Consider the following 24,175-nt stretch of genomic DNA (forward strand, 5'->3'; position numbering starts at 1 on the left):
TATTCAATTAAATGATTGCTTTTTGTATGTAAATCCTTCTAAACTATAAATATGTATTTCTCTTCTAAAATATCCTATATTGAGGTGGATGTATGGTGATGAAACCTAAAAACGTAATGATTGTCGAAGTTGGACCGAGAGACGGATTACAAAATGAACCAAATCTAATTAAAACAGAGGTTAAAGAACAATTTATTAAAAAACTTTGGGCTTCTGGAATACAAGAAATGGAACTTACTTCTTTTGTCTCTCCTAAGTGGGTTCCACAAATGGCAGATTCCAAGGAAATAGTAGAAAAAAATTCTACCAATTCTGGAAGAAAGATTGTTCTTGTTCCTAATTTAAAAGGTGTACAACTAGCTGATGATGCAAATGCAACAGAACTTGCTTTTTTCATTGGTGTAAGCGACACGTTTAATAAGAAGAATATTAACCGATCAACAAATGAAGCATTAATGGAATTATTACCTCTCATTAAACAATTAAAAGAACAAAAAAAATGGTTACGTATTTGTATTTCTACCGCCTTCTATTGTCCTTACGAGGGGAAAATTGATCCTAATAATGTACTATCATTATGCCAAAAATTTATTCAATATGGCGTAGATGATATTAGTGTAGCTGATACGATCGGTATGGCTAATCCCCAAGAAGTCGCTTTTTTATTTTCACTTTTAAAGGAAGCCTTTCCATCAACGACATTTTCCGCTCATTTTCATGATACTAGAGGAATGGCCCTTAGCAATATTTATACCGCCCTCCAAGCAGGCATTACCCGGTTTGATTGTTCTGCAGGTGGACTAGGAGGATGTCCGTTCGCTAAAGGTGCTACTGGTAATGTTGCGACGGAAGATGCACTCACTTTATTCGAGTCATTAGGGATTGAAACAGGAATTGATATAAATAAGTTATTTCAAGCGATTGACCTCTTAGCTCCTCACCTTTCTTCACCCATCCTAAGTAAAAACTACTTACTCTATTCCAGACAAAAGTCTACCGTTTAAAGAGACTTTTATTTGGAATGATAATAACGAAGAGGTGATATAGTTGAGTAGACAAAAAGGAAAGCCAACCGCAAATGATGTAAAAAAAGTTACTTCTGCAGAAGAAATAGAACAAGCGATAAAACCAACTAAACGACAAAACTCTAAATCATAATAAATAAAAGTAGCCTAAATATACAATATTAGGCTACTTTTGGATTTTTTGTACATATCTATATTTACAGACGATCCAATATTTCTCGAATGACCAGTGAATTTTCCGTTACGGTTTCAAGTGATAGCATAGTATTGTGAGCACCAAAGCCTTGGTATATGAAATGCTCCCCGTTCGTTGCTCCTTCCCAAGTTTTTAATAATTCTTTATCTGTTTCAATAGAAGTAATGAAATGGATATTAGCATTCACTAAAACATCACTTACTAAATGATTTAAATAGGTCTTAAAAATAATGGCTCTTTTGTTAAACATATCTTTAGCGTATTGAGCGTGCACTTTGTTTTCATGCATAATCAGTTCCAGCTCGCGGACAATTTCTGCAGGACTTTGGTCAACCCTATGATTTCTCTTATCAGCATCTAACAAAATGATATCCGATACCACAAGTCCTTTTTTCTCCATTTCCTTAGCGACTTCAAAGGCAAGGATCCCCCCTGTTGAGTATCCAAGTAACACATAATCACCATCGGGTTGGATCTTTGTTATCATATTAATGTACTCTTCCATTCGGCTCTCTTCTTCAATAAAGTCGAAAGCATAAATTGAGTGTGATTCAATAAATGGTACGATTCCCCCAAATAAAACACCATAACCAATTATAGGAGGAAAACAAAACAAGTTCTTTTCTCGTGGTTCACTCATTAACATATAAGGTTCATCCGTAATATGACCAATGGCTGTATAGAGCATAATGACATTCGCTAGTTGCTTAATCGTCGGAGCAGAAAAAACTTCTTTTAAGGGTACTTCAACCTGCATCATTTCATGAATCTTAGAAACCAGGATGGTTGCTTGAATTGAATTTCCTCCTAAATCAAAGAAATTATCCATAACCCCAATATCCTCAACATTAAGAATATGCTTCCAAATAGGAACAAGCGCTTCTTCAATAGGGTTGTTTGGTGCCCTGTATTCTGTCCCAATCTTCATACTGTGATCCGGTTCCGGAAGTTTATTCAAATCTAGTTTGCCATTGATCGTAACGGGCATGGATTCCAATTGAACAAAATAGGATGGCAACATATATTCAGGTAATTTTTGCTGTAAATAGCTACGTATTTCCGACACAGAAAGTTCAGATGAAGAAACCAAATAAGCACATAGTTCATCTTGTTCACTCGTATTTTTTTGGGCAATTACGGCGGCTTCTTTCACTGCACTATGCTTTTGGAGGTGATGCTCAATCTCCCCTAGCTCAATTCGATATCCTCTTATTTTCACTTGATGATCCATTCTTCCTAAGTATTCGATACTACCATCATCTAAAAATCTTGCCATATCTCCTGTTTTGTACATCTTCTTACCTTGTTGAAACGGATTTTCTACAAATTTCTGTTTTGTTAATTTAGAATTATTTAAGTATCCTCTTGCTAGTCCATCCCCTGCTATACATATTTCTCCCGTAACCCCAATTGGTTGTAGAGACAAGTGCTCATCTAAAATGTATACTTGAGTATTGGCAATTGGTTGACCAATATCCACTTTCTCTTTATCGGTTAAATCTTTCATCGTTGACCAGATCGTACTTTCTGTCGGACCGTACAAATTATAGATTCTTGCTACGGTATGATTTTGCAATTCAACCAATAGAGCATCTGAAAGGGCTTCGCCACCTAACATAATTTCTTTTAAATTTGAAATAGCTGCTAACCCTTGCTCATCATTGATGATCACTTTCATTCGTGAAGGAGTTGTCTGCAACATATCTACGTGATGTTCCTGAATAAGGCTAGAGATTAATTTCGAATCTTTTTGTTCCACTTCTTCAGCGAGTATCACCCTTAAACCTTTCAGCATAGGGAGAATCGCTTCCATGAAAAAGATATCAAAAGATACCGTTGTGAGAGAAAGAATCGTTTTGCCATATTTAAAATCAATTTCATCCGCCATTGCTTGTACAAAATTACTCAGTGCCTGATGTTCAACCATAACCCCTTTCGGAGTTCCTGTAGATCCAGAAGTATAAATGACATAGGCTAAGTCATTTACTGAGAATGAAAGTTGTGGTGACTTTTTTTCATACTCCACAAACTCTACATACAAATCCGAGTTGAAGGTGACAGGAATAAATGGATGTTTACAGTCTTGCTGCAAACGATTCATTAATAAAAGGTTCTCTTCACTTGTCAAAACCGTTTTGATCTTAGCATCCTCAATAATTGCTTTGATTCGATCTGATGGAAAAGCAGGATCAATCGGGACATAGGCTCCTCCCGTTTTTAATATAGCGAGAATCGTAACCATCATTTCAGTAGAACGTTCCATCACAATGCCAACTAGTGAATCTTTCCCAACTTTTTGCTTATCTATTAAATAGTGGGCTAATTGATTTGCTTGTTCATTTAACTCTGTATAGGATAACCTTTTTTCACCACAAATAAGAGCAATATCCTTCGGCGTTCGTCCAACTTGTTCCTCAAATTGTTGAGGAATCGTCTTGTTGATCGGATAATCTGTTGTGGAAGGATTAAAATCATTGATTATTTGCTCTTTTTCTCTTTCAGAAATAAGATGGAGCTCTGCTATTGTGACTTTTTTTTGTTGAATGATTTGTTTTGTTAGTTGTACGAAATGTGTCCCCATTCTTTCAATAGTAGATCTTAAAAATAGCGGCAAAGAATATAGAAACGTACATTCAATTTTGTTGTCTACTTCTTTTACTTCAAGAGTTAAATCAACTTTAGCCGCTCGATGACTCAGCTCGTAAGGGGAAAAAATCATGTCGTTCTGCTCAATTTTTTCGAGTTCTTGTTTTTTCATCACAAACATTGCATCGTATAATGGATTTCGATTAATTTCTCTCGTTACTTGAACTTGATCGATGACTTGTTCAAAAGGATAATCTAGGTTCTCTCTAGCAACAAAGAGTTTCTCTTTTATTTGGTGGAGAAACGTAGTAAAAGCTAATTGTTTTTCTACTTGATTTCGTAAAGCATAGGGTTGTTCATGATTACCTACAGTGTTTTCCAATCCATTTGAATGGACTAAGCCTACAATCATATCTGATTGTCTAGTCGTTTTGGAAAGGAGCACTTGGTAGATAGAAAGCAAAATGACCTCCAAATTCGTATGTTCTTTTAGTGCCAGTTCTTTTAATTGTTTTGTCATTTCGGTACTTAAAGAAAAGTGAATGGCTTCCCCATCGAAGCTCTGAGTAGATGGTCTATGATAGTCAAGTGGTAAATCTAAAAGGGGAATCTCTCCATGAAACTGGTTTAACCAATAGGTTTTCTGCTCCTGAAGTCGCTCTTTATTTAAGTGTATTTCTTGTCTTTTAAGGTGAGTAGCGTCATCCAATAAAGGGTCACCAAGATAAAGACTAACAATTTCCTTCAAAATTAAATTCCCAGAAGCATGATCAGCGATTATGTCATGAATATTAAGTAGTAGTAGATGTTGTTGTTCACCCATGCTTAAAATGGATACTTTTAGTAAAGGAGGAACTCCTAGTTGATAGGTTGATGCTATCTCTTTAATCGTTTTATTCACCAATTCAATCGAAGTTTCACGATACTCTATCACTAATTCGACCTGTTCATGTATTTGTTTAACAACTTTACCTTCTATAACATGAAAGGAGGTACGCAGTGCTTCATGTCTGTTAAGCAAAGTATGAACTGCTTCTTTGATTCGATCTTGCCTAAGTGAACCTTGAATATGAAAAGCATGAGTGTGATTATTTTGCAGTTTCTCCTCTTCTATTTGATTCAGAAGATACAAACGTTTTTGAACAGGAGATACTGAGTACATATTTTTTTGTTTAAAATCAGCCTTACTCATTCCCAAGTATCCCCCCTTATACGGTTGATTTTTTTCTTTGATCGTTCAAATAAGTTCCGATGATAAAATCAAACATTTCGTCATTAATACTCGTGTAATACTTAGGTTTTCTTCCGTATAAGGCCATTGTGTTTGGATTGTAGAAAACAGGACCTTTATTCATGTAGATTAAGAACGCAGAAATAGTGTGATTAAGCATTTTTTCAGCTTCTGTCATTCCTTGTTCAGTTAAATCTTTTTCAGCAATTAAGAAATTGTCATGAAATTCCAAATTTCTTGAAATAGTTGAAAGAATTGAATCGATCGAAACCGTTCTTGGATTTGTGATGTGGTAAATACCTTCTTCTATATTTTGTTCCATCGCTAACAAAATGGTTTCACTAACAAGATTGACAGGTACCATGTTCCCACCACAATTAGGATCAGCTAAAACGCGATATGTCCCTTCTCTGTTTAAACTCTGACCCATTTTCTCTATAAACCTTTGGATACATATGATTAACCCGTACATAGAAATATTGGTGTCTGCTGCTCCTGTGACAGAATCACCTATAATGACACTTGGTCTAAAGATAGCCACATTAAATTGCTCATCCGCAGACTCTAAAACTAGCTTTTCAGTTAAGCACTTGGATTTTTCATAACTATTATGAAAGTTCCTGTCAATTGAATGAGGGATTTCTTGTGCTTCCATGACTTCACCAGTAGTATATGCTGTACTCACATGATAAAATTGAGGAATACGTAGTTTTTTGGCCACTTCTATTGCTCGGCGAGTTCCCTCTACATTAATTTCATTATGGCTATCCTCATACTTATTCCCAAATTTCACAAGAGCAGCAGAATGAATGAATAAGTCAATTTGATCCATTAGTTCTCCAAGTTGATTCTCTTTTATTCCTGCACCATCCTGAGTTAAATCTCCTTCAACAAGAGTCACAAGATGAGAATATTGAGGGTTAATTAATTCTTGAATACGAGATACTGGTGATCTTCCGTGCTTAGGTCGAACAAGAATATACACATGATGCCCTTGAGTAACTAAATCATTTAATATCCTTTTTCCTAAAAAACCTGTTGCTCCTGTAAGAAAAACACTCTTTTTCATTCTTCATTCTCCCATCTATTCTTATTTTGAGACGCCTTGTGCGTAAAAAACTTTGTGTGCCGCTTTAGGATTAGATGTCCAATTAACAAATTGATCAGCCATGTTTTGATCCTGTGTCGCTTGCATGAGGAAATTCATGACTTGTTCAGGAAGTGGATCAACGCTAGCATTTGACCATTCACTTACAGCCGTTACATAATCATTGATTTTCTCCCAATATTTTCGACCCGTTTGTTCAGTCCAACCAGACTCCAACTCTTCTCGTAATGTAAAATAAAGTTGTTCTGCACAATACGAAGCGGTATTAGCTCCTTGACCTGTAAATGGATCATTTAAAACTACACAGTCACCACAACCTACAATCAATTTTCCATTCACCAATGTGTATGGAATTTTTACATATGGATTTATAGCAATTTGCATGAAAGCTTTTTCATCAAGTAATCTAAATTGTTGTTGATCAATTCGTTCATATACCTCTGGGAAGAAGGTTTGCATGGTGGATTTCATCTTTTCGGTGAAATCTTCAGGAGTCTTGATGCCTTTGAAAAGGTCTAAATCACCATCTGGGATTGCTTCAATATAAAGCGTTGTAATCGGTCCCTTTTCAGTTATAATTGGGAATTCAAACAACTCACCAACCTCAGGGAGTATATGTAAATTAAAAGCTGATCGTGTTTCTCGTTGGAGTCCAAGAAAGTAACCAATAATACACTTTCGTTTCGGACTGTGCACAGTTGTCAGTTTTTTATCATCTTGATATGGAACAAGAGAGCTCGTTCTTCCTGTACAATCAACGACAAGATCAAACTCTTCGACAAGTTCTTCCAATGTTTCTTTCGTAACTCTTTCATAACGAAAGGAAACGCCTCGATCTATCAAATCTTCCATATATCGTGGTGCATAATAACGTTGATCAACGGACAAACCCGATTCATGTAATTGACCAACGAAAAGGTCTTGACCACCGAATACAACTCGAATAGAATCAATGGCTAACGCCTCATCCCACGCAGGCATCCCATAATAGTTTTCACGATATCTAGTAGGACCATAATGAACTTGTGATGAATGAATTCTATTGTTCCTTAATTCATCTGGAGTTTGTTTGGTAATAATCGTGACATCCATTAATTCATCTTTTAAAATGGCATAGGTTAAATGTAACGCTGCAACACCACTTCCAATTATGGCTATTCTTTTTCTCATTAAAGAATCTCTCCTTTTAATTTTTTACATCATTCTACTTTTCCATTGATATGGTCAATGTACCTATACCAATAATGTAAAATTAATGAATTATAAAATATTGTACACTATATTTTTCTATTTTTCTATTTTTTCTTAACATTCTTACGATAAATTTACATTAACGGATTTTATAGATATATTTTACATAATGTTTAGTTAATGAAAAAAACGACTTGGAGCACTAGCTTATAATACATTGAGTACACAACTTAAGGAACTAGAAACAGATGATTTGGTTAGACAAAAAGAGTACCTTCAAAAAAAAACAACAACGCGCTTACTTGTATTAGAACAGTTATGTAAGTGGGCTTTGAAAAACCAAGTGAAGTAAATTCAGTTTGCTATAGTGTGGAAGTTCGCTAAAATAGATAGAGGGGTTCCCCTTTTTTCACATAAGCAAACAGGAGTGGATGAATTTCATGTTGTATATTGTATTATTCGTTGCCATAATTTTTGTAGCACTAGTCAGTATCGGAATTTATTTTACAAACCAATTAATGTACATGAAGAAAAAAACAGATTTAGATATTATTAAAAGAGAAACAGCATACGGTTTTTTTAATGAAAAGGACTTCAACAATGCGCCTAAAAAAGAATTCACTCTTTCCTCCAAACATGGATATGATATAAAAGGGTTTACCCTTTCTCCTCACAAACATAATCGGCATATGATCATTTGTCATGGGGTTACGGTTAACCATTTGAACTCTGTTAAATACATGAATTTATTTTTAAAGCTTGGATGGAATGTTGTCGTTTATGATCACCGTCGCCACGGAAAAAGCGGAGGAAAAACAACTAGTTTTGGACATTTCGAAAAGGATGACTTAAAAACTGTCGTAGATTGGGTTAAACTTCAGTATGGGAAGGATGCTTATATTGGAATACATGGAGAATCTATGGGTTCAGCAACAACCCTGCTATATGCAGGAATGGTCGAAGACGGTGCTGACTTTTACATTTTAGACTGTCCTTTTGCTAATTTTAAGGACCAACTAGCCCATCTTCTTAAGCACGACTATCACTTACCCACGTTTCCTTTTATTCAGATTGGAGAGTTGTTCTTAAAAATTAGAGAAGGCTATACTTTAAAAGATGTTTCACCTATTAGTCACATCGATAAAATTAAAAAACCAGCGCTATTTATTCATAGTGAACCTGACACGTATATACCATATTCAATGACATTACAATTATTTGAAAAAAAACAAGGGGAAAAGCAATTATTTATTGCTAAAAAAGGGGCTCATGCACTTTCGTATTCTGAAAACAAACTAGAATATGAACAAGTCATTGAACAGTTTTTAAAAAAAATTTGGAGCAATAAACAAAAAATCAACATTTCATCTAGATCATCTTAAAAAGCGAAAAGGGATTTGTTCCCCTTTCGCTCATCCTAACACTTCCGTTATTTCCTTCAAATGTACTTCAATAAAAGACAATGCCTGATCGATCGTTTCAAATTCTTGTGTTTCAAATGTCATTTCATCTTGAAGTAACCATACATCCTTTTTATTAACCTCTACACCACCGATCGACCAATGCAATAAACTATACGGATGATTTTCGTTTGTGAAGGAAACCCATGTTTTGTTTAAGGCGATATTGCGAAGAGATTTCAGCTTTTTCTCCATTTTCATTTGTTCCATGAACCATCAACACCGTTCGTTTTTTATCACATACTTTCATCATTATAAAGGATTTTCATTCTTTTAGAAAGGAGTTTTAACATTGACAAATGGCGAGATCAAAATTTTAGACCACGGTCCATTAAGAGTAACAGGAGAGGTAAAGTTAATAGATGCAGAAGGAAATGAGTTTGAAACAAAAAATGCATTTTCCCTCTGTCGTTGTGGTTTATCGGAAAAGATGCCTTTTTGTGATGGACAGCATAAAGGAAAGTTCCAATCATGTGTCAGAACTGAAAACAAGTAAAATCATAAACCAACCTTAGTCAATTTGAAGCTAGCATCTTTTCTAGCTTCTTTTTTTGTTTGACAAATGAATAAACTAAGGTTATATTATTAACCATGATATTGATAATCATTTTCAATGATACAAAACCTTGTTTGGAGGTTTTTATGATCCGCTTACATACTGATCGTTTAACTATTCAATATGGAGATCGTACAATTATAGAAGAGCTGTCTCTTTCCATTCCTGATGGGCAAATCACCACGGTTATTGGATCAAATGGCTGCGGAAAATCCACTCTGCTAAAAGCCCTTACTCGGATTATCCCCTACCAAAATGGTGCCATTATTCTTGATGGAAAAGAAATAAAACAACAAGATACAAAATCTTTAGCCAAGAAAATGGCGATTTTGCCACAAAGTCCTGAAGGTGTTGCTGGACTTACCGCTGGAGAGCTAGTATCGTACGGACGTTTCCCCCACCAAAATCGATTTGGAAGATTATTAAAAAACGATGTAGAGATCATAGATTGGGCACTTGAAGTAACCGGAACCCTCGATTTTAAACACCACCCTGTCGACGCCTTATCAGGGGGACAACGTCAGCGAGTTTGGATTGCCATGGCAATAGCCCAAGATACAGACATGATTTTTTTAGATGAGCCGACTACTTATTTAGACATGGCTCATCAGCTTGAAGTCCTGGAATTATTACAAAAACTTAATAAGGATGAAGGGCGAACCATCGTGATGGTCTTGCATGATTTAAACCATGCCGCTCGTTTTGCAGATCATATTTTTGCTTTAAGAAACGGCAAGATTATTCAATCTGGATCTCCAGAAAACGTCATAACGAAAGAAGTTTTACGAGAAGTCTTTCAAATTGATGCGGAAATCGGAAAAGACCCTCGGACAAATCGTCCAATGTGTCTTACTTACCACTTAATCAAAGGAGAAAACAACAATGAAAAAAGCAATCATACCTTTTCTAATGATATTCGTTCTCATGGTTAGTGCATGTAGCAATGAAGAAACAACAAATAATAGTGAATCAACTGAAAATAAAAAAGAACCAGCATCGGAAACAATTACTTATGAAACAGAAAATGGCCCAATTGAAGTACCTTCAAAACCAGAAAGAGTCATTGTCCTTTCTTCATTTGCTGGTAGCTTAATAGATTTAGATATAAACTTAGTCGGCGTTGATAGCTGGTCAAAAATGAATCCTCGCTGGGAAACTGAATTAAAAAATGTTGAAGAAGTTTCAGAAGAAAATTTAGAAAAAATTATTGAGTTAGATCCTGATTTAATTATTGGATTATCCTCTATTCAAAATATTGATAAATTACAAGAGATTGCTCCTACTGTTACGTATACATACGGTAAAGTAGACTACTTACAACAACATATTGAAATTGGGAAACTTGTAAACAAAGAAGAAGAAGCTACGGCATGGGTCGAAAGCTTTAAAGAACGTGCTCAAGAAACCGGTGATCAAATCCGAGAGAAAGTTGGTGAAGATACTACCGTTTCCGTTATTGAAAAATTCGATAAACAATTCTATGTGTTTGGTGATAATTGGGGACGTGGAACAGAGATCTTATATCAAGAAATGAACTTAAAAATGCCTAAAAAAGTGAAAAGTGATGCATTGGAAGACGGTTGGTATGCCATCTCTTCTGAAGTGTTAGGTGATTATGCTGGGGATTACTTAATTTTAAGTCAGCGCCCTGGAAGTGACAACTCTTTCCAAGAAACAGATACTTATAAAAATATTCCTGCCGTTAAAAACAATCAAGTCATTGAAGTCGATGCAAGACAATTTTACTTCAATGACCCAAACACTTTAGAGTTTCAGTTAGATTCCTTTAAGAATACCTTTCTTGGAAAATAATTAACTAAACAATGTTTATAAGGCTGTCGATCAATCGACAGCCTTTTGCATACATAATATAAATAAGTCGCAAGCGCTCGTTTAGCGACGACAAGAGAAAGGAAACACGAAAAGCCGAGAAAAGCAGAGGATCTACTAACTACTGCCACGTCCTGTAGGCAACGATGAAGTAGCGCGTCGTATGCGTCGAAAGCGCTACCCGTCGCTGGGCGCTGGAGCTAGACAAGAATGTTAGAACCTTCTTAAAAAGGACAAAGTTTATCCTTTGTCAATCTTATATAAAAAAGAGTTGATTTTAGTGAAAAAAACGATATCCTTTCCTAGTAAACTATTGATAACTTCTTTATTCTTAATCATTTCCTCTATCCTATCTTTAGTATTTGGGGCAACGCAAGTGAGTTTACACGATGTTTGGCTAGCTCTTACAACCAATACCAGCCAAGAATCTCTTAATATTATTTGGGAACTTCGACTTCCTAGAGGAGTTGGTGCCATTTTTGTAGGAGCTGCTTTAGCGATATCCGGTGCCATTATGCAAGGGTTAACCCGAAATCCGTTAGCTGACCCTGGCTTGCTAGGGTTAACGGCAGGGGCGAATGCAGCTCTCGCCTTTGTACTAGCACTTTTCCCAACGATTAATTATCTTGGTGTCACTTTTGCTTGTTTCATTGGTTCTGCTGTTGGAGCAGCAATGGTTTTTACCATTGGATCTTTCACAAAAGGAGGGTTTTCTCCTTTTCGAATTGTTCTAGCTGGTTCTGCTATTTCTGCTTTTCTTTTTGCTATTGCAGAGGGAATTGGATTACAATTTAAAATTTCGAAAGACGTGTCCATGTGGACAGCAGGTGGTTTAATGGGGACGACATGGGATCAACTAGTTGTGATCATACCGATTGTAAGTGCCTCCATTATCCTATCATTACTATTATCTAAGCAACTAACTATTTTAAGTTTAAATGAAGATGTAGCTGTTGGCTTAGGACAGAACACAAAAAAGGTTAAAATCCTTTTATTTCTCGTGATTACGTTATTAACCGGAGCATCTGTAGCATTAGTAGGGAATCTAGCTTTTATTGGATTAATGATCCCCCATATTGCTAGGGTTTTTGTTGGTACAGATTATCGATTTATTTTGCCAATGAGCGCGTTAGTTGGAGCATGTTTTATGCTTTTAGCTGATTTATTAGGTAGAACCATTCATGCTCCTTATGAAACGCCTGTTGCTGCAATTGTATCCATTTTAGGATTACCCTTCTTTTTATTCGTTGTTCATAAAGGAGGAAGAGCATTTTCATGATTCATTCCAAATTAATAAAAAAACAACGCAACATCTTTATTCTTTTAGTCATACTTCTTTGTGCGACAGCCATTATAAGCATGGGGTTAGGTTATGCATCTGTCAGTTTTGATAGAATCATTCCAACTTTATTACAAAAAGGAACGATTAAAGATGAATTAATTTTATTTTCAATTCGTTTACCTCGAATTATTATCACTATATTAGCAGGAATGAGTTTAGCCTTGTCTGGTGCTATTTTGCAAGCTATAACAAATAATGATTTGGCGGACCCAGGAATTATTGGGATCAACTCAGGTGCTGGCGTAGCCGTTGCTATTTTCTTTTTATATTTTCCATTAGAAACTGGAACGTTTACCTACCTCTTACCTGTAGTAGGTTTTTTTGGGGCTTTCTTAACAGCTTTGTTTATTTATTTATTCTCTTACTCAAAGGATAGAGGGCTCCAGCCTATTAAACTAGTATTAACTGGTATCGGTGTGTCGATAGCATTATCTGGTTTGATGGTCGTCCTTATCTCTTCTTCAGAACGTAGGAAAGTAGATTTTATCGCACAGTGGTTATCGGGAAGTATTTGGGGTGCTGACTGGCCTTTTATTATTGCAATTCTTCCTTGGCTACTCATTCTTATTCCGTTTACCTTCCTTAAATCCAATCGGTTAAACCTTTTACAATTAGATGATTCTATCCCTATTGGGGTTGGAATGAGAATTGATAAAGAAAGATTTATTCTTTTATTTTCTGCTGTAGCACTAGCGGCCGCTTCTGTATCAGTTTCAGGTGGAATTGCTTTCATTGGCTTGATAGCGCCTCATTTAGCAAAAACACTTGTCGGTCCACGCCATCAGCTTTCTCTTCCTATTACGATATTATTAGGCGGATGGCTTCTTTTGCTTGCCGATACCATTGGGAGAAATATTTTAGAGCCTGATGGAATTCCTGCGGGAATTATGGTTGCCTTAATTGGCGCACCTTATTTTGTCTTTTTATTAATGAAGAAAGCTTGATCTAAAAACGAGTGTATGTAGATTCATACACTCGTTTTTTTATTGACATAATTGATTTTCTTCTTTTTTATCCTTCTTTCTGCTCTTCGAGTTGTTTCTTTAATAAAAACTTTTGAATCTTTCCACTCGCATTTCGTGGGATTTGCTCCATAAACACATAATCTTTTGGTCGTTTATACGGAGCAAGCTGATCACCGTCTTTACAGAAGCTCTCAAGATCATTTGCAGTTAAAAGGGAATTTTTCTTAACTACGACAGCAATGACCTTCTCTCTCCAAAACTCATCAGGAATTCCAAACACCGCTACATCTAGCACATCGTCATGTTTATGAAGAACGTCTTCAACTTCTCGAGGATAAATATTTTCCCCACCACTAATGACCATGTCGTCCACACGATCACAAACAAATAAGTAACCTTCTTCATCTAAATAACCTAAATCTCCCGTTCGATACCATCCATCTTGAATAACGTTTGCTGTTGCATCTGGCCTCTTTAAATACTCGACCATTATACAAGGACCTTTTACGACAATTTCACCTACTTCTCCACTAGGGAGCTCATCATGTATATCAAATGTGTCTTCCTCTTCTGCTTTAACAATTTTTATTTGATGATTTAAACAAGAACGACCAGCAGAACCTGCTTTACTTATTTGTTCAAATTCAAACAGGATCGAGATAATAGGGCCCATTTCCGTCATAGATTATGGATTGATATGGTCTAATATTGAACTATATCAAATCCTTTAAAAACGTGATTTTGGATGTGCTATATGAAAGAAAAATAATATATATTTGTACAAGTTGTTTTTTAATGTGAGGTCAAAATATGGTCACGTGAGGTCACTTTGTAATATTCACTGTAATATTTGTAACATTATAATGTAAGCCCACATCTGTTGGGCTTTTTTCTTATAATAATTTTTCCATATCCACCTCCTTACCTAACTTCTTTAACCCATTTTCAATCTTGCAGATCGTGGAGTATTTTGGGCGGTAATTTTCATTGTTGCAAATACTTGATATTGTTCCCCTGCTCAAATTTGTTACTTTTTCTAAATCAATTTGGCTAATCTCATTTTGATCTAGCCATCGTCCAAACTTCGTCCTATCCTTCCAGATCACCTCTATCCCTCCCACCTACTTTCTTTTACCAAGTAGCTTGACCATGATGTCAATTTCTTAAACTATAAAAACTTTTTGACCTTTTTGACATATTGGACAAGTAGTAACTAATACCCTTTATTAAGACGTCAAAACAAGGCGTCTACAACAAAAGGAGGTAATCAACATGACAGAAGAATTAGCGTTATTACTAAGCGAGTGCGAGGACGTCTACCTAACAGAGGAAGGACGTCAGCTATTAGGAGAGATACTTAACGATATAAAATGTCCAGAAAATATCATAAGGAAAAATGCATCATGACTTATCGCCCCACTGTCAGATACGATGAAAGATATAAAAAGTATGTGGATGAACTTTTTAAAGCGACAACGCTAGATCGCAACCAGATAATCAGACTTGCACTTTTTTCAGCAGCACACTCAAATGAGTTTTTAAACGTGATCCAGCAATATAAAAGAGTAGACGTCCCTCTCCCCTCCCCATCGTGGAGCGTGACGGATGCCGACCTTTGGCGGTATAAGAGTGTGGAGAATGCAAAAGAGAAGGAGGAAAAGACAGAACTACGTAGGCGAGAGACTGAGGGACGAAATGGGCAGGTTTATGAGCGAAGAATCGTCAATCAAGGAGGAATACGAATTAAATTGGGATAGAGATATCAAGGTGGTGAAAGTGAAAGATAGTTACGGGAGTTATCTAGTCAAGGATCGCCTGTTTACGGCTGAGGACGTCTTTAACTTTGTGGCTGTGGGCGCGGTTATATTGGGAAGGTTATGACTCTTTAAATAAAAAAACTCCATAAAGGAGCAAGTAGACGCGTGGGAGGTGTAAACCTTCCTTTTATGATATAAAAAATATTTTGAAAAATTTATTAAAAATTTGATAATATACCCAATCATGAAGATATGTTTTTCATATTTATATAGTATAATGTGATTTTTTTTATGGGAAGGAGTTGATTAATTAATATGTACCACCCCTGTGATGGGCTAGCTGAAATTCTAAAATGTCAGATAAACAGAGCAGTAGCTTTACTTCTTAACAGTGGGGATATTCAAAATCTCGTTGTTAAAAAAGTGGAAAATGGAGTGGTTGCTGGAAAAGATTTAAACAATCCCCAGGCTGTTTATTTCGTATCTATTGATAAAATCGAACGTATTATTACGTATCCAGATTAAGTTGAGCTATCAACCCACTCACTTGAGTGGGTTTTATATATGAAAAATGTTTGAAAAATAAGAATATTTACAATTAAATTACAATGTAAAATGTTTCTTTATTTCAAAAAAATATTATTATATAATTTTCATGTATTTAAAAAAATAGTATATGTGGAAGGTGATTCATTTGATACCAAAAAAACCATCAATGTTCTATCAGCAACTTTTTTTTAGGCGCAGCTCTTTTGTTTTCGGGAACAAGTACATCGTTTGCTAATTCTAATCAGACAGAAACTGAAAATATCCAAAATGCTTATTATTATGTCGATGGAGTTGAATATGAAATTCCAAAAGAAGAGTTTTCTAATCTTTTAGATGAAGATAATATAGTTGAACTGCCAGTTGAAAGTACTGTTGAAAAAGAAGAAAAAATAAATCCCAAAGACGGTCCTTTGAAAGCAAATGCATGTGTTGCTGGATATGAATTTGATGGAAGTAGGAAATCTTCAGGATTTAAAAAAGCAAGCAACGGATCTGGGAGTAGAGTAATCAACAAGTCAAAAAATAATCTAACTGAGGTGTCCCAATTATCTGGTACTACTACTGTATCTGGAAGTGTTAGTGGTAGTACTAAAGTGAGTTGGGGTGTAATTAAAGGAGAAGTTGGATTCAATATCGGAGGTAGTCAATCTTGGACTAAGTCACAATCTACTTCTATAACAGTCAGACCAGGTGATTGGGGATGGATTGATTATGGAGTGATTGCAGAAACATGGAAAGGTAATTATTATTATCTTTCTAGTAGTTGCTCTAAACAAAGTTCAAAATACATTACTGTGTCTGGACCAAAATATAAAACGAAACTTGCTAAAACTGAAAAATATCCTTACTAATCTTTTATCTACTTATAAAAGGAAGGCTTGGCATGAAAATTAAACTAACATTAATTGTTTTAATTTTTTCAACGGTTATAATAGGCTGTGAAAAGGAGCTTTCTAAAGAACAAAATAAAGAAGTTGATAAAAAAATAGAAAGTGTCAAAGATCTTAATGGTGACACAGATTAAAGTTATTGAAAGGCAAGTTGATTTTATTACTATCTCAGATCCGCCAGAAGGTGTCTTGTTCCCTTCAGATGCAGTTCAATATCAATATGAGGTGACTTTTAAGGATGGAAATAAAGTTCTCCCCAAAAAGGATGACATTATTTTTGAGACAACAATAGGAAAAAATAGTGTTGTTGGAATTCAATCTCCAATAGGTAAAAATGTTTATACAGTTTTCTTATACGAATATAAAGAAAACTGGATAATGAACGGTTATGCAAATCTAGAAATTTTTAATGATTCTACCTTTACTAATAAAGAAGGCTTATCTCTGCCTATGGAAGGATTCAATTTTGTTAAACTAGAAATTAATGAAAGTGATAAAGCAGTTTGGATATATGCGGATGAAAAAAATATAGTTACAATTTCAATTTTCGATCGTGAGCCATTTGAAGAGTCAATAATAGAAGAAATATCAATTGATAACGGTAATGTTGATATTGGCTATATCGGTGTAGATGAGTTAGATAATAAATATTTTTATTATTTTGATAGCGATAAAACAGTAGTTATTTCAGGAAATATAAAAGAAAAAGAGCTTATTTCAATGGCAAAATCTCTACCCTCTGTAAATTCGGCTTTTTTTCCTAAATCAGAATAAATTTTACATCACATGTAAAAAAACAGCCCACTCGAATGAGTGGGTTTTGTTGTTAATGATAAAAATATGGAGATTGTGCAGCACCAAGGTACTTTGTGCGTGCATAATCTGAATAAAATTTAACATATACCTTATAATTTCCTCGTGGCATACTATAGAATTTCTGATAAGCAAATGATGAATTAGTTATGGTGTCATAACGAGTTGCGTGATTTTTAATGGATCCCCCAACTTTTTCTTGTAGTTTAATTGTCAAATAGTATGTAGACTTATCATAATCATTGCTATATATTTTCCCAATAATATCACCATTACTTTGTGAGTAAATACATAAAGTTTGATTACTGAAACCCCAATTAGAACCTTTTTGACAATCTCCCGATCCCCCAGAGGCTTGCGCTTCCTCAGTAGGCATAAAAGTAAACCCTGCAATAACTAAAATAGATACTAGAAATAATTTCTTTAAATTTTTCATCATATTCCTCCTATATATTTGTATAACAATTTAAAAGTATACTAGAAAAATAGATAGATTTGAACAGGAAAAGGTAACTAAACAAAAAAAGACCCACTCGCTTGAGTGGATTATGTTTGTTATTAATAAGGCCAGTATAGATAAGGAGATTGAGCGCACCAAGATATTTAGTACGTGCAGAATCGGAATAAAACCTTACATAAAATTTTAATGGATAGGAAGATTTACTGAAACCAGAATAATAAGTGAAATAGTTATAAGGGTTACTTCTATTAATCATTATATTTCTACTGCTAAGAGTACCTGAAGATTTACTTATTATTTGGGCTTTTATATAATAAGTTTTTGACTCGTCGCTGTAAATCTCTGGTTTGACCCACCCGTTTTGGTTAACACTTAAACACAATGTTTGTTTATCCCACCCCCAAGTTGAACCTACTTGGCATACACGGTTTTGAGAGGCTGAAGCTTCTTCAGAAGGCATCATAGCATATCCTGCAATAGCAAATAATGTTACTATCAATAATTTTTTAATCTTACTCATGGTCTTCCTCCTATGTAATTAATTTATAACAGTTTAACATTTTACTAGGAAAATTTATGGATGTAAACAAAAAAAGGAATAAAATAGAAAAAGCCCTCCTCTTTAGAAGTGGGTTTTGTCATATTATCAAAGAAGGTATCAATCAGTATTGACCCAATAGACTAAAAACATAACTATCAAACTAAGCCACAACCACCAATATTTTAGGAATAGTTGACCTTGCGTTAGGTTGATTAGATCGTTCAGAAAGTCCATTATTTAACCCGAACCCTTTGCCCTGGATAGATCAAGTTAGGATTAATGAAAGTTCTCTTTCTTTTAAACGAAAATTGATCGGATTAATAACTGCCCCTATTTTGCTGCATGCAAAAAACAATGTTGCAAATTCAATGGTATTAAATGAAAATGTTGACACCCTATCTCCTTTTCGAACACCTTCATTTATAAGAGCCTGCGCCACCTTATTCACTTCATGATCCCATTCTTGGTACGTCCAGCGAATATTTTGTGTCAAATCAACAATGGCTTCTTTTTTGGAAAACCTTTCTACTGTTTGATTAAATAGTGAACCTAATGTCATGTACACAGTTTTTTCCTCCTTATCGTAAACGCTTTCACTCCCTCTATATATTTATATTTTATAAAAAGGACAAAAGTCCTTGTTTTCTTTCTAAATTTTCTAATTACTCATTCGGAGACTAAATGGTACTACCTCATACTACTTTTAATATGATAAACTTAGTAATAGATTGTTCAAAAAATCACATGAAATTGACTAGGAGATGAGAATAGAATGAAAGTACAAATTAAACAACCTGTTTTTGCAGAAACAGCTTCTTTGTTTGTCCAAACAGCTAACCTTTATTCTGAAACGATTTTAGTAAAAAAAGAACATTGGGTTGTTGACGCAAAAAGTTTATTAGGCATTTTAGCTTTATCGCTTCAAAATGGAGATATTATTGAATTTATGACGGAATCAGAAAATGATAAATTACCTGACTTAACAAAGCTAACGGAACTTCCTTTTATCGAAGTAATTGGTTAAGCTAAAACTTTTGCACCTACTTATTAGAGCCAACGCATGTTTATTCACTTGAAGTATGTGAGAACGATATTCACCACATACTAAAACCCTCTAGTTTTCCACGCTAGAGGGTCAGAGGTGTTTTTTTAGATCCACTACTATTATATTCTGCAAGGTTAAGAAAGGACCCTATTTCTTCATATATTCATCTTCATGTAATTGCGATGGTAACTTTATGTTTTATTTAGGTTCACTTGTATGATTGAGCTGAACGGAATTTCAAAAGTACTTCCCTCTCTAGATACCACGTTTATTGTTCGATTAAGCTCATCTACAGAATGTACAATTCCAGTTATCGCTTTACGTTGATGATGGTCAAAATACACCATCGTTAGTTGTGTACCTAGCGTTATTGACTCATAAATCAGTTCATTTATTTCTTCAAGTTGTTGTTCATCAAGCTCTGGCATTGTTTCAAAGCCGTCTTCTTTCGTCCACTCCTTCAGCTGTTTCACATGCTCTGGAAGCATCATTGATGTCCACTTTATCGTTCCGCGATCACGTATCATGCTTTATGCCCCCCTAATAATTTACTTCGATAAACAGCTGTGCCTGCTTTGGTATAAGAAACGGCTCTAAGTAAAGAGGCACTCCCATATTTATCCCTAATTTTATCCATTGCATAGCCTAATTGATGCTCCTTGACCCGATTAGGAGAAAATAAGTCTAATTGCATACATTGATCATCCTCAATATTCGAAAGTGCAATCGATATTTTTCTAACTGTTTTATGTTGATAAAATTGTTCAAATAGTTGCAAGCATGTTTGATAAATATCCATTGTTATATTGGTGGGGTGATCAATCGTTTTAGCACGATGAAAGCCCCCTCCTTGCTCGTTCTTACTGTAGCCAATTCCTAGTGTAATCGTTCGACCTATTTTGTGATCATTTCTTGCCCTGCGTGCCACCTCTTCGGCAATTTCTAGAATGACATGTTTCACTTCTGAAGGATCATGATAATCTCGAAGTAAAATTTGACTTTTCCCGTAGCTAATTTGTCCTTTGACAATCGGCGTACCAACCTCTGATAAATCTACTCCCCATGCATGATAGTAAAGCTGATTTCCCATCACTCCAAACTTCTTCTCTAGTTGTTCAAGAGGAAATCGAGCAAGCTGACCTACATCAAAAATTCCCATCTTATTTAATGTATTCTCTACCCGACTGCCAATTCCCCACATTTCACTTAATGGTTTAACTTTCCAAAGTTTTTTTGGCACGTCCTCATATGTCCATTCAGCAATTCCCTTTTGCTTCGCCTCTAAATCTAAACAAAGCTTTGCCATCAGCATATTAGGACCAATCCCAATGGCACATGGAAGTTGAAATAAATGACGCAAATCATCTCGTATCCGTTCAGCAATTTGAACAGCACCTCCCCATAACCTTTCCGCTCCATCTACCTTAATAAAACTTTCATCAATGCTATACGTATGAATCGCTTCCTTAGGCACATAACGATGAAACAGACGGCTAATTTCAGTTGAAATTCGTACGAATAAAGCCATTTTCGGATGGACAATGTGAATTTTAGGATCATTCGGTATTTCAAATAATCGTGCACCCGTTTTAATGCCGTACTCTTTCTTTAATTTAGGAGAGGCAGCTAATACGACGCTTCCTTTACGATCTTTATCACCTACAACCGCTAAGTAACAGTCAAGTGGATCAAGCCCCATTAAAACAGCAGAGCAGCTTGCATAAAAGCTTTTCATGTCCACACATAAAATTTTTTGTTTAGAGAACTGACTGTAGTCCACCGTAACCTCACCACCATAAGAATATACGTTCGATTATTAGTATATTCTTATCTTATGGGAATATACGTTCTTATTCAATGGTAGTTTACGGAATCATTCTAGCGATTGGAACGAGCATTGGAGCATGGTTAGGAAGTAAGTTCGCAGTAAAACATGGATAAAAATAGGGGGGACGATTTATGATTGTCGCAGTAGTAACGATGTCTATTAAACTATTTTTCACGTAGAAAAAAGAGAAAGACAATTGCCTTTCTCTTAAAAATTACGCTTCTTGTGGTACAGATAACCCTAATCCTTCCGCTACTCTTGCTCCGTATTCTGGGTCACCTTTATAGAAATGCTCAATTTGACGAAGTTTAATTTCTTCTTTCTCGACTGGCTTCATGGCATTTACGATATTTTCAACGAGACGTTCACGCTCCTCTTCATTCATTAAACGATATAAGTCCCCTGCTTGTGTATAATGATCGTGATGATCATATGAAGTACTATCTGCTACACCTGAAACCTCATACGGCGTTTGTTTATTTTCAGGTGTCTCTTTAGGGGCGCCAAAGCTATTTGGCTCATAATAGGTGGAACCTCCGCCGTTATTATGGAAGGTCATCTGGCCATCTCGTTGATAATTGTGAACTTCTGTTTTTGGTCGATTAATTGGTAGATGATTATGATTTGCACCTACTCGGTAACGATGAGCATCTGCATAAGCAAATAAACGCCCTTGCAACATTTTGTCAGGAGAAGCTTCAATTCCTGGAACAAATGAACCAGGTGAAAACGTTGCTTGCTCAACTTCTGCAAAATAATTTTCTGGATTCTTATTCAGAACCATACGACCGACTTCTATTAATGGATAATCTTTATGAGACCACACCTTTGTGACATCAAAAGGATCAAATCGATACGTATCCGCATCTTCTAAAGGCATAATCTGTACATACACTTTCCAAGAAGGAAAATCTCCATTTTCAATCGCATTAAAAAGTTCTTCCGTATGATAATCAGGGTTTTCTCCAGCAAGTTTTTCAGCCACCTCTGACGTTAAATTGTTAATTCCTTGTTCCGTTTTAATATGGTACTTCACCCAAACTCCTTCACCATTTTCATTTACCCATTTAAAAGTATGGCTTCCATATCCATTCATATGACGAAACGTGGCTGGAATTCCACGATCGGACATGAGTATGGTCACTTGATGCAAGGATTCAGGAGACAGCGACCAAAAATCCCATACAGCTGTAGGATTTTTTAAGTGAGTTTTAGGGTCTCTTTTTTGTGTATGAATAAAGTCAGGAAATTTTATTGCATCTCGAATAAAGAAAACAGGTGTATTATTACCGACGAGATCGTAATTTCCTTCTTCCGTATAAAACTTAACCGCAAATCCTCGAGGATCTCGAACTGTGTCTGCAGATCCATTTTCTCCAGCTACTGTAGAAAAGCGCACGAAAAGCGGCGTACGTTTACCAACTTCAGATAAAAAGTTGGCTTTCGTATAAGTTGTAACATCATTAGTCACTTCAAAATAACCATGTGCCCCAGCTCCTTTAGCATGAACCACACGTTCGGGTACACGCTCCCTGTTAAAGTGAGCAAGCTTTTCAAGCAAATGAACATCTTGAATTAACGTTGGTCCTCGAGACCCTGCCGTCATCGAATTTTGATTATCACCTACGGGTGCACCCCAACTTGTTGTAAGACTTTTTTTACTCATCATAATCACCTCAATTAAAGTTGTAATTTTATAATATCAATAATTAAATAAAAATCAATATATTTTTATAATAATTATAAATAATTGTAATGGACAACTTTTTATGATACATAATGTTACTCATATGTAAATAAGAAAAAGGCTGATCCTTGCACTAGAATCAGCCTTTCCACCTTCAATTGCTTAATAAGGATCAACCATGGGACGATTTAAACAAGCTCTAATAAAGAAAGATAAATACTAAGCATAATAAAATTAATATTTATTTAGACCTTTACTTTTTATTTAAATATTTCAAAGAAACAAGTTCAAATAATGTTGGAGATAAATGAAACAAAACACTTCCCATATTCATCCACCATGGCAGATTTAATTCTCTTTTAGGCTTAATCATTAATCGGGTAATTTTCTTTGCAACATCACTAGCTTCAAGCATATATTTCTCAGCATTATTCACATAGTCACCAGATTTATCAGCAATTTTAAAGAAATTGGTTTTTATAGGTCCTGGATTCACAGAAGAAACAACAATATTTGTTTCCTTCAGTTCCATACGCAGACTATTCGTAAACCCTAACACAGCATGCTTGCTTGCTGCATAACCAGATGATTTTGGGGTGGCTATTTTCCCTGCTTGAGAAGCTATATTAATAATATGCCCCCTATTTTGCTCAATCATGAACGGTAATACTTCTTTTGTGCACGCCATTAACCCCAGAACATTAACATCTAACATCCCTTTTAAATCGCTTAAACTAGCATCAAGAAAAAAATCAAAAACGCCAAATCCAGCATTGTTGACCAGAATATCGACGAACCCTTCATCTTTTCTAATCTTTTGAAATACTTCCCTCACCTGCTTATGATTGGTCACGTCTATCCTGTATAAAGAAGCTTGTACGGATGTTCTTCGCTTTATTTCTTCCACTATGTTTATCAATTTCTCTTCTGATCTCGCTAACAAAATTGGTTTTGCCCCTAAACTGGCGACTTGATAAGCCATCTCTTGACCAATACCCGAAGAAGCTCCTGTGATGACGATGATTTTGTTCTCTAAACTTTTCAACATTGTCACTCTTTCTATATCTACTATATTTATACACTATCTGGAGAGTCAAAAGTTCTCCGGAATTTTT

26 protein-coding genes and 2 pseudogenes are annotated in these 24,175 nt (G+C 35.4%); 15 read left to right on the forward strand and 13 right to left on the reverse strand.

Annotation, left to right across the window (positions count from 1 at the left end; all coding sequences use genetic code 11):
- Nucleotides 1–92: 92 nt before the first annotated feature.
- Nucleotides 93–1,004, forward strand: coding sequence for a hydroxymethylglutaryl-CoA lyase (locus tag LC087_RS06760; RefSeq protein ID WP_226538639.1), 912 nt, complete (start codon nt 93–95; stop codon nt 1,002–1,004).
- Nucleotides 1,005–1,222: 218 nt separating this feature from the next.
- Here the strand turns inward: LC087_RS06760 and LC087_RS06765 are convergent, their stop codons facing one another.
- The 3 genes from LC087_RS06765 to LC087_RS06775 are packed head-to-tail and all read right to left on the reverse strand — an operon-like array spanning nt 1,223 to nt 7,316.
- A complete protein-coding gene (locus LC087_RS06765; RefSeq protein WP_226538640.1) occupies nt 1,223–4,999 on the reverse strand; it encodes a non-ribosomal peptide synthetase in 3,777 nt (1,258 codons plus the stop codon).
- Nucleotides 5,000–5,015: 16 nt separating this feature from the next.
- Complete coding sequence (locus LC087_RS06770) at nt 5,016–6,107, reverse strand: SDR family oxidoreductase (RefSeq protein WP_226538641.1); 1,092 nt, start codon at nt 6,105–6,107, stop codon at nt 5,016–5,018.
- Between the two features lie 21 nt (nt 6,108–6,128).
- Complete coding sequence (locus tag LC087_RS06775) at nt 6,129–7,316, reverse strand: styrene monooxygenase/indole monooxygenase family protein (protein ID WP_226538642.1); 1,188 nt, start codon at nt 7,314–7,316, stop codon at nt 6,129–6,131.
- A gap of 205 nt (nt 7,317–7,521) precedes the next feature.
- Here LC087_RS06775 and LC087_RS19615 point away from each other — a divergent pair.
- Both LC087_RS19615 and LC087_RS06780 read left to right on the forward strand, forming a co-directional pair.
- A pseudogene (locus LC087_RS19615) lies at nt 7,522–7,689 on the forward strand (winged helix-turn-helix transcriptional regulator); the annotation flags it as partial.
- A gap of 88 nt (nt 7,690–7,777) precedes the next feature.
- Nucleotides 7,778–8,719 carry an alpha/beta hydrolase gene (locus LC087_RS06780; protein WP_226538683.1) on the forward strand — a complete coding sequence of 314 codons (942 nt, stop codon included), beginning with the start codon at nt 7,778–7,780 and terminating at the stop codon, nt 8,717–8,719.
- Nucleotides 8,720–8,749: 30 nt separating this feature from the next.
- Here the strand turns inward: LC087_RS06780 and LC087_RS06785 are convergent, their stop codons facing one another.
- Complete coding sequence (locus LC087_RS06785; RefSeq protein ID WP_226538684.1) at nt 8,750–8,992, reverse strand: DUF2552 family protein; 243 nt, start codon at nt 8,990–8,992, stop codon at nt 8,750–8,752.
- A 97-nt stretch (nt 8,993–9,089) separates the two neighbouring features.
- Between LC087_RS06785 and LC087_RS06790 the strand changes: the two genes are divergently transcribed.
- The 5 genes from LC087_RS06790 to LC087_RS06810 all read left to right on the forward strand — a co-directional run bounded on the left by LC087_RS06790 (nt 9,090) and on the right by LC087_RS06810 (nt 13,469).
- On the forward strand, nt 9,090–9,293 hold the full coding sequence (locus LC087_RS06790; protein ID WP_226538643.1) for a CDGSH iron-sulfur domain-containing protein: 204 nt from the start codon (nt 9,090–9,092) through the stop codon (nt 9,291–9,293).
- A gap of 146 nt (nt 9,294–9,439) precedes the next feature.
- Nucleotides 9,440–10,285: an ABC transporter ATP-binding protein gene (locus LC087_RS06795; protein WP_226538644.1), complete on the forward strand. Its 846-nt coding sequence runs from the start codon at nt 9,440–9,442 to the stop codon at nt 10,283–10,285.
- On the forward strand, nt 10,236–11,165 hold the full coding sequence (locus tag LC087_RS06800) for an iron-hydroxamate ABC transporter substrate-binding protein (RefSeq protein WP_226538645.1): 930 nt from the start codon (nt 10,236–10,238) through the stop codon (nt 11,163–11,165). Before LC087_RS06795 ends, LC087_RS06800 begins: the two co-directional genes overlap by 50 nt.
- Nucleotides 11,166–11,463: 298 nt before the next feature.
- Entirely contained in the window at nt 11,464–12,462 is a 999-nt protein-coding gene (locus tag LC087_RS06805; protein WP_226538646.1) for a FecCD family ABC transporter permease, read from the forward strand.
- Nucleotides 12,459–13,469: a FecCD family ABC transporter permease gene (locus LC087_RS06810; RefSeq protein WP_226538647.1), complete on the forward strand. Its 1,011-nt coding sequence runs from the start codon at nt 12,459–12,461 to the stop codon at nt 13,467–13,469. Before LC087_RS06805 ends, LC087_RS06810 begins: the two co-directional genes overlap by 4 nt.
- A 67-nt stretch (nt 13,470–13,536) precedes the next feature.
- Here the strand turns inward: LC087_RS06810 and LC087_RS06815 are convergent.
- Together LC087_RS06815 and LC087_RS06820 are read right to left on the reverse strand one after the other, a co-directional pair.
- Nucleotides 13,537–14,172: pseudogene (locus tag LC087_RS06815) on the reverse strand (AMP-binding enzyme); the annotation flags it as partial.
- 211 nt (nt 14,173–14,383) lie between these two features.
- Nucleotides 14,384–14,596 (reverse strand): helix-turn-helix domain-containing protein, encoded by a 213-nt coding sequence (locus LC087_RS06820; RefSeq protein ID WP_371932657.1) that lies wholly within the window; start codon nt 14,594–14,596, stop codon nt 14,384–14,386.
- Nucleotides 14,597–14,762: 166 nt separating this feature from the next.
- Between LC087_RS06820 and LC087_RS06825 the strand changes: the two genes are divergently transcribed.
- From LC087_RS06825 to LC087_RS06850, 6 genes are all read left to right on the forward strand, one after another.
- Nucleotides 14,763–14,897 carry a hypothetical protein gene (locus tag LC087_RS06825; protein ID WP_264189766.1) on the forward strand — a complete coding sequence of 45 codons (135 nt, stop codon included), beginning with the start codon at nt 14,763–14,765 and terminating at the stop codon, nt 14,895–14,897.
- Nucleotides 14,894–15,247 carry a hypothetical protein gene (locus LC087_RS06830; RefSeq protein WP_226538648.1) on the forward strand — a complete coding sequence of 118 codons (354 nt, stop codon included), beginning with the start codon at nt 14,894–14,896 and terminating at the stop codon, nt 15,245–15,247. Before LC087_RS06825 ends, LC087_RS06830 begins: the two co-directional genes overlap by 4 nt.
- 315 nt (nt 15,248–15,562) lie before the next feature.
- Nucleotides 15,563–15,772, forward strand: a complete 210-nt coding sequence (locus tag LC087_RS06835) for a hypothetical protein (RefSeq protein WP_226538649.1) — start codon at nt 15,563–15,565, stop codon at nt 15,770–15,772.
- A 227-nt stretch (nt 15,773–15,999) separates the two neighbouring features.
- Nucleotides 16,000–16,647 carry a hypothetical protein gene (locus LC087_RS06840; protein ID WP_226538650.1) on the forward strand — a complete coding sequence of 216 codons (648 nt, stop codon included), beginning with the start codon at nt 16,000–16,002 and terminating at the stop codon, nt 16,645–16,647.
- Nucleotides 16,648–16,679: 32 nt separating this feature from the next.
- Nucleotides 16,680–16,820, forward strand: a complete 141-nt coding sequence (locus tag LC087_RS06845) for a hypothetical protein (protein ID WP_306020431.1) — start codon at nt 16,680–16,682, stop codon at nt 16,818–16,820.
- Nucleotides 16,807–17,460 (forward strand): hypothetical protein, encoded by a 654-nt coding sequence (locus LC087_RS06850; protein ID WP_306020433.1) that lies wholly within the window; start codon nt 16,807–16,809, stop codon nt 17,458–17,460. The genes LC087_RS06845 and LC087_RS06850 overlap by 14 nt, the downstream gene beginning before the upstream one ends.
- A gap of 52 nt (nt 17,461–17,512) precedes the next feature.
- Here the strand turns inward: LC087_RS06850 and LC087_RS06855 are convergent, their stop codons facing one another.
- From LC087_RS06855 to LC087_RS06865, 3 genes are all read right to left on the reverse strand, one after another.
- Complete coding sequence (locus tag LC087_RS06855) at nt 17,513–17,935, reverse strand: hypothetical protein (RefSeq protein WP_226538652.1); 423 nt, start codon at nt 17,933–17,935, stop codon at nt 17,513–17,515.
- A 10-nt stretch (nt 17,936–17,945) separates the two neighbouring features.
- Nucleotides 17,946–18,479, reverse strand: a complete 534-nt coding sequence (locus tag LC087_RS06860; RefSeq protein WP_306020435.1) for a hypothetical protein — start codon at nt 18,477–18,479, stop codon at nt 17,946–17,948.
- A 286-nt stretch (nt 18,480–18,765) separates the two neighbouring features.
- Nucleotides 18,766–19,059 carry an AMP-binding protein gene (locus LC087_RS06865; RefSeq protein ID WP_226538686.1) on the reverse strand — a complete coding sequence of 98 codons (294 nt, stop codon included), beginning with the start codon at nt 19,057–19,059 and terminating at the stop codon, nt 18,766–18,768.
- Between the two features lie 213 nt (nt 19,060–19,272).
- Between LC087_RS06865 and LC087_RS06870 the strand changes: the two genes are divergently transcribed.
- Nucleotides 19,273–19,524 carry an HPr family phosphocarrier protein gene (locus LC087_RS06870; protein WP_226538654.1) on the forward strand — a complete coding sequence of 84 codons (252 nt, stop codon included), beginning with the start codon at nt 19,273–19,275 and terminating at the stop codon, nt 19,522–19,524.
- 212 nt (nt 19,525–19,736) lie between these two features.
- On the opposite strand, the gene LC087_RS06875 is transcribed toward LC087_RS06870, so the two are convergent.
- From LC087_RS06875 to LC087_RS06890, 4 genes are all read right to left on the reverse strand, one after another.
- Complete coding sequence (locus tag LC087_RS06875) at nt 19,737–20,072, reverse strand: YolD-like family protein (protein WP_226538655.1); 336 nt, start codon at nt 20,070–20,072, stop codon at nt 19,737–19,739.
- The gene (locus LC087_RS06880) at nt 20,069–21,280 is read right to left on the reverse strand and encodes a Y-family DNA polymerase (protein WP_264189782.1); all 1,212 of its coding nucleotides are present in this window, start codon (nt 21,278–21,280) and stop codon (nt 20,069–20,071) included. Before LC087_RS06880 ends, LC087_RS06875 begins: the two co-directional genes overlap by 4 nt.
- A 307-nt stretch (nt 21,281–21,587) precedes the next feature.
- The gene (gene katA / locus LC087_RS06885) at nt 21,588–23,039 is read right to left on the reverse strand and encodes a catalase KatA (protein WP_226538657.1); all 1,452 of its coding nucleotides are present in this window, start codon (nt 23,037–23,039) and stop codon (nt 21,588–21,590) included.
- Nucleotides 23,040–23,313: 274 nt separating this feature from the next.
- A complete protein-coding gene (locus tag LC087_RS06890) occupies nt 23,314–24,108 on the reverse strand; it encodes an SDR family NAD(P)-dependent oxidoreductase (RefSeq protein WP_226538658.1) in 795 nt (264 codons plus the stop codon).
- Nucleotides 24,109–24,175: the final 67 nt, after the last annotated feature.

Origin of the sequence: Bacillus carboniphilus (genome assembly GCF_020524035.2) — a bacterium.
Taxonomy (GTDB): domain Bacteria; phylum Bacillota; class Bacilli; order Bacillales; family JAIVKR01; genus Bacillus_CC.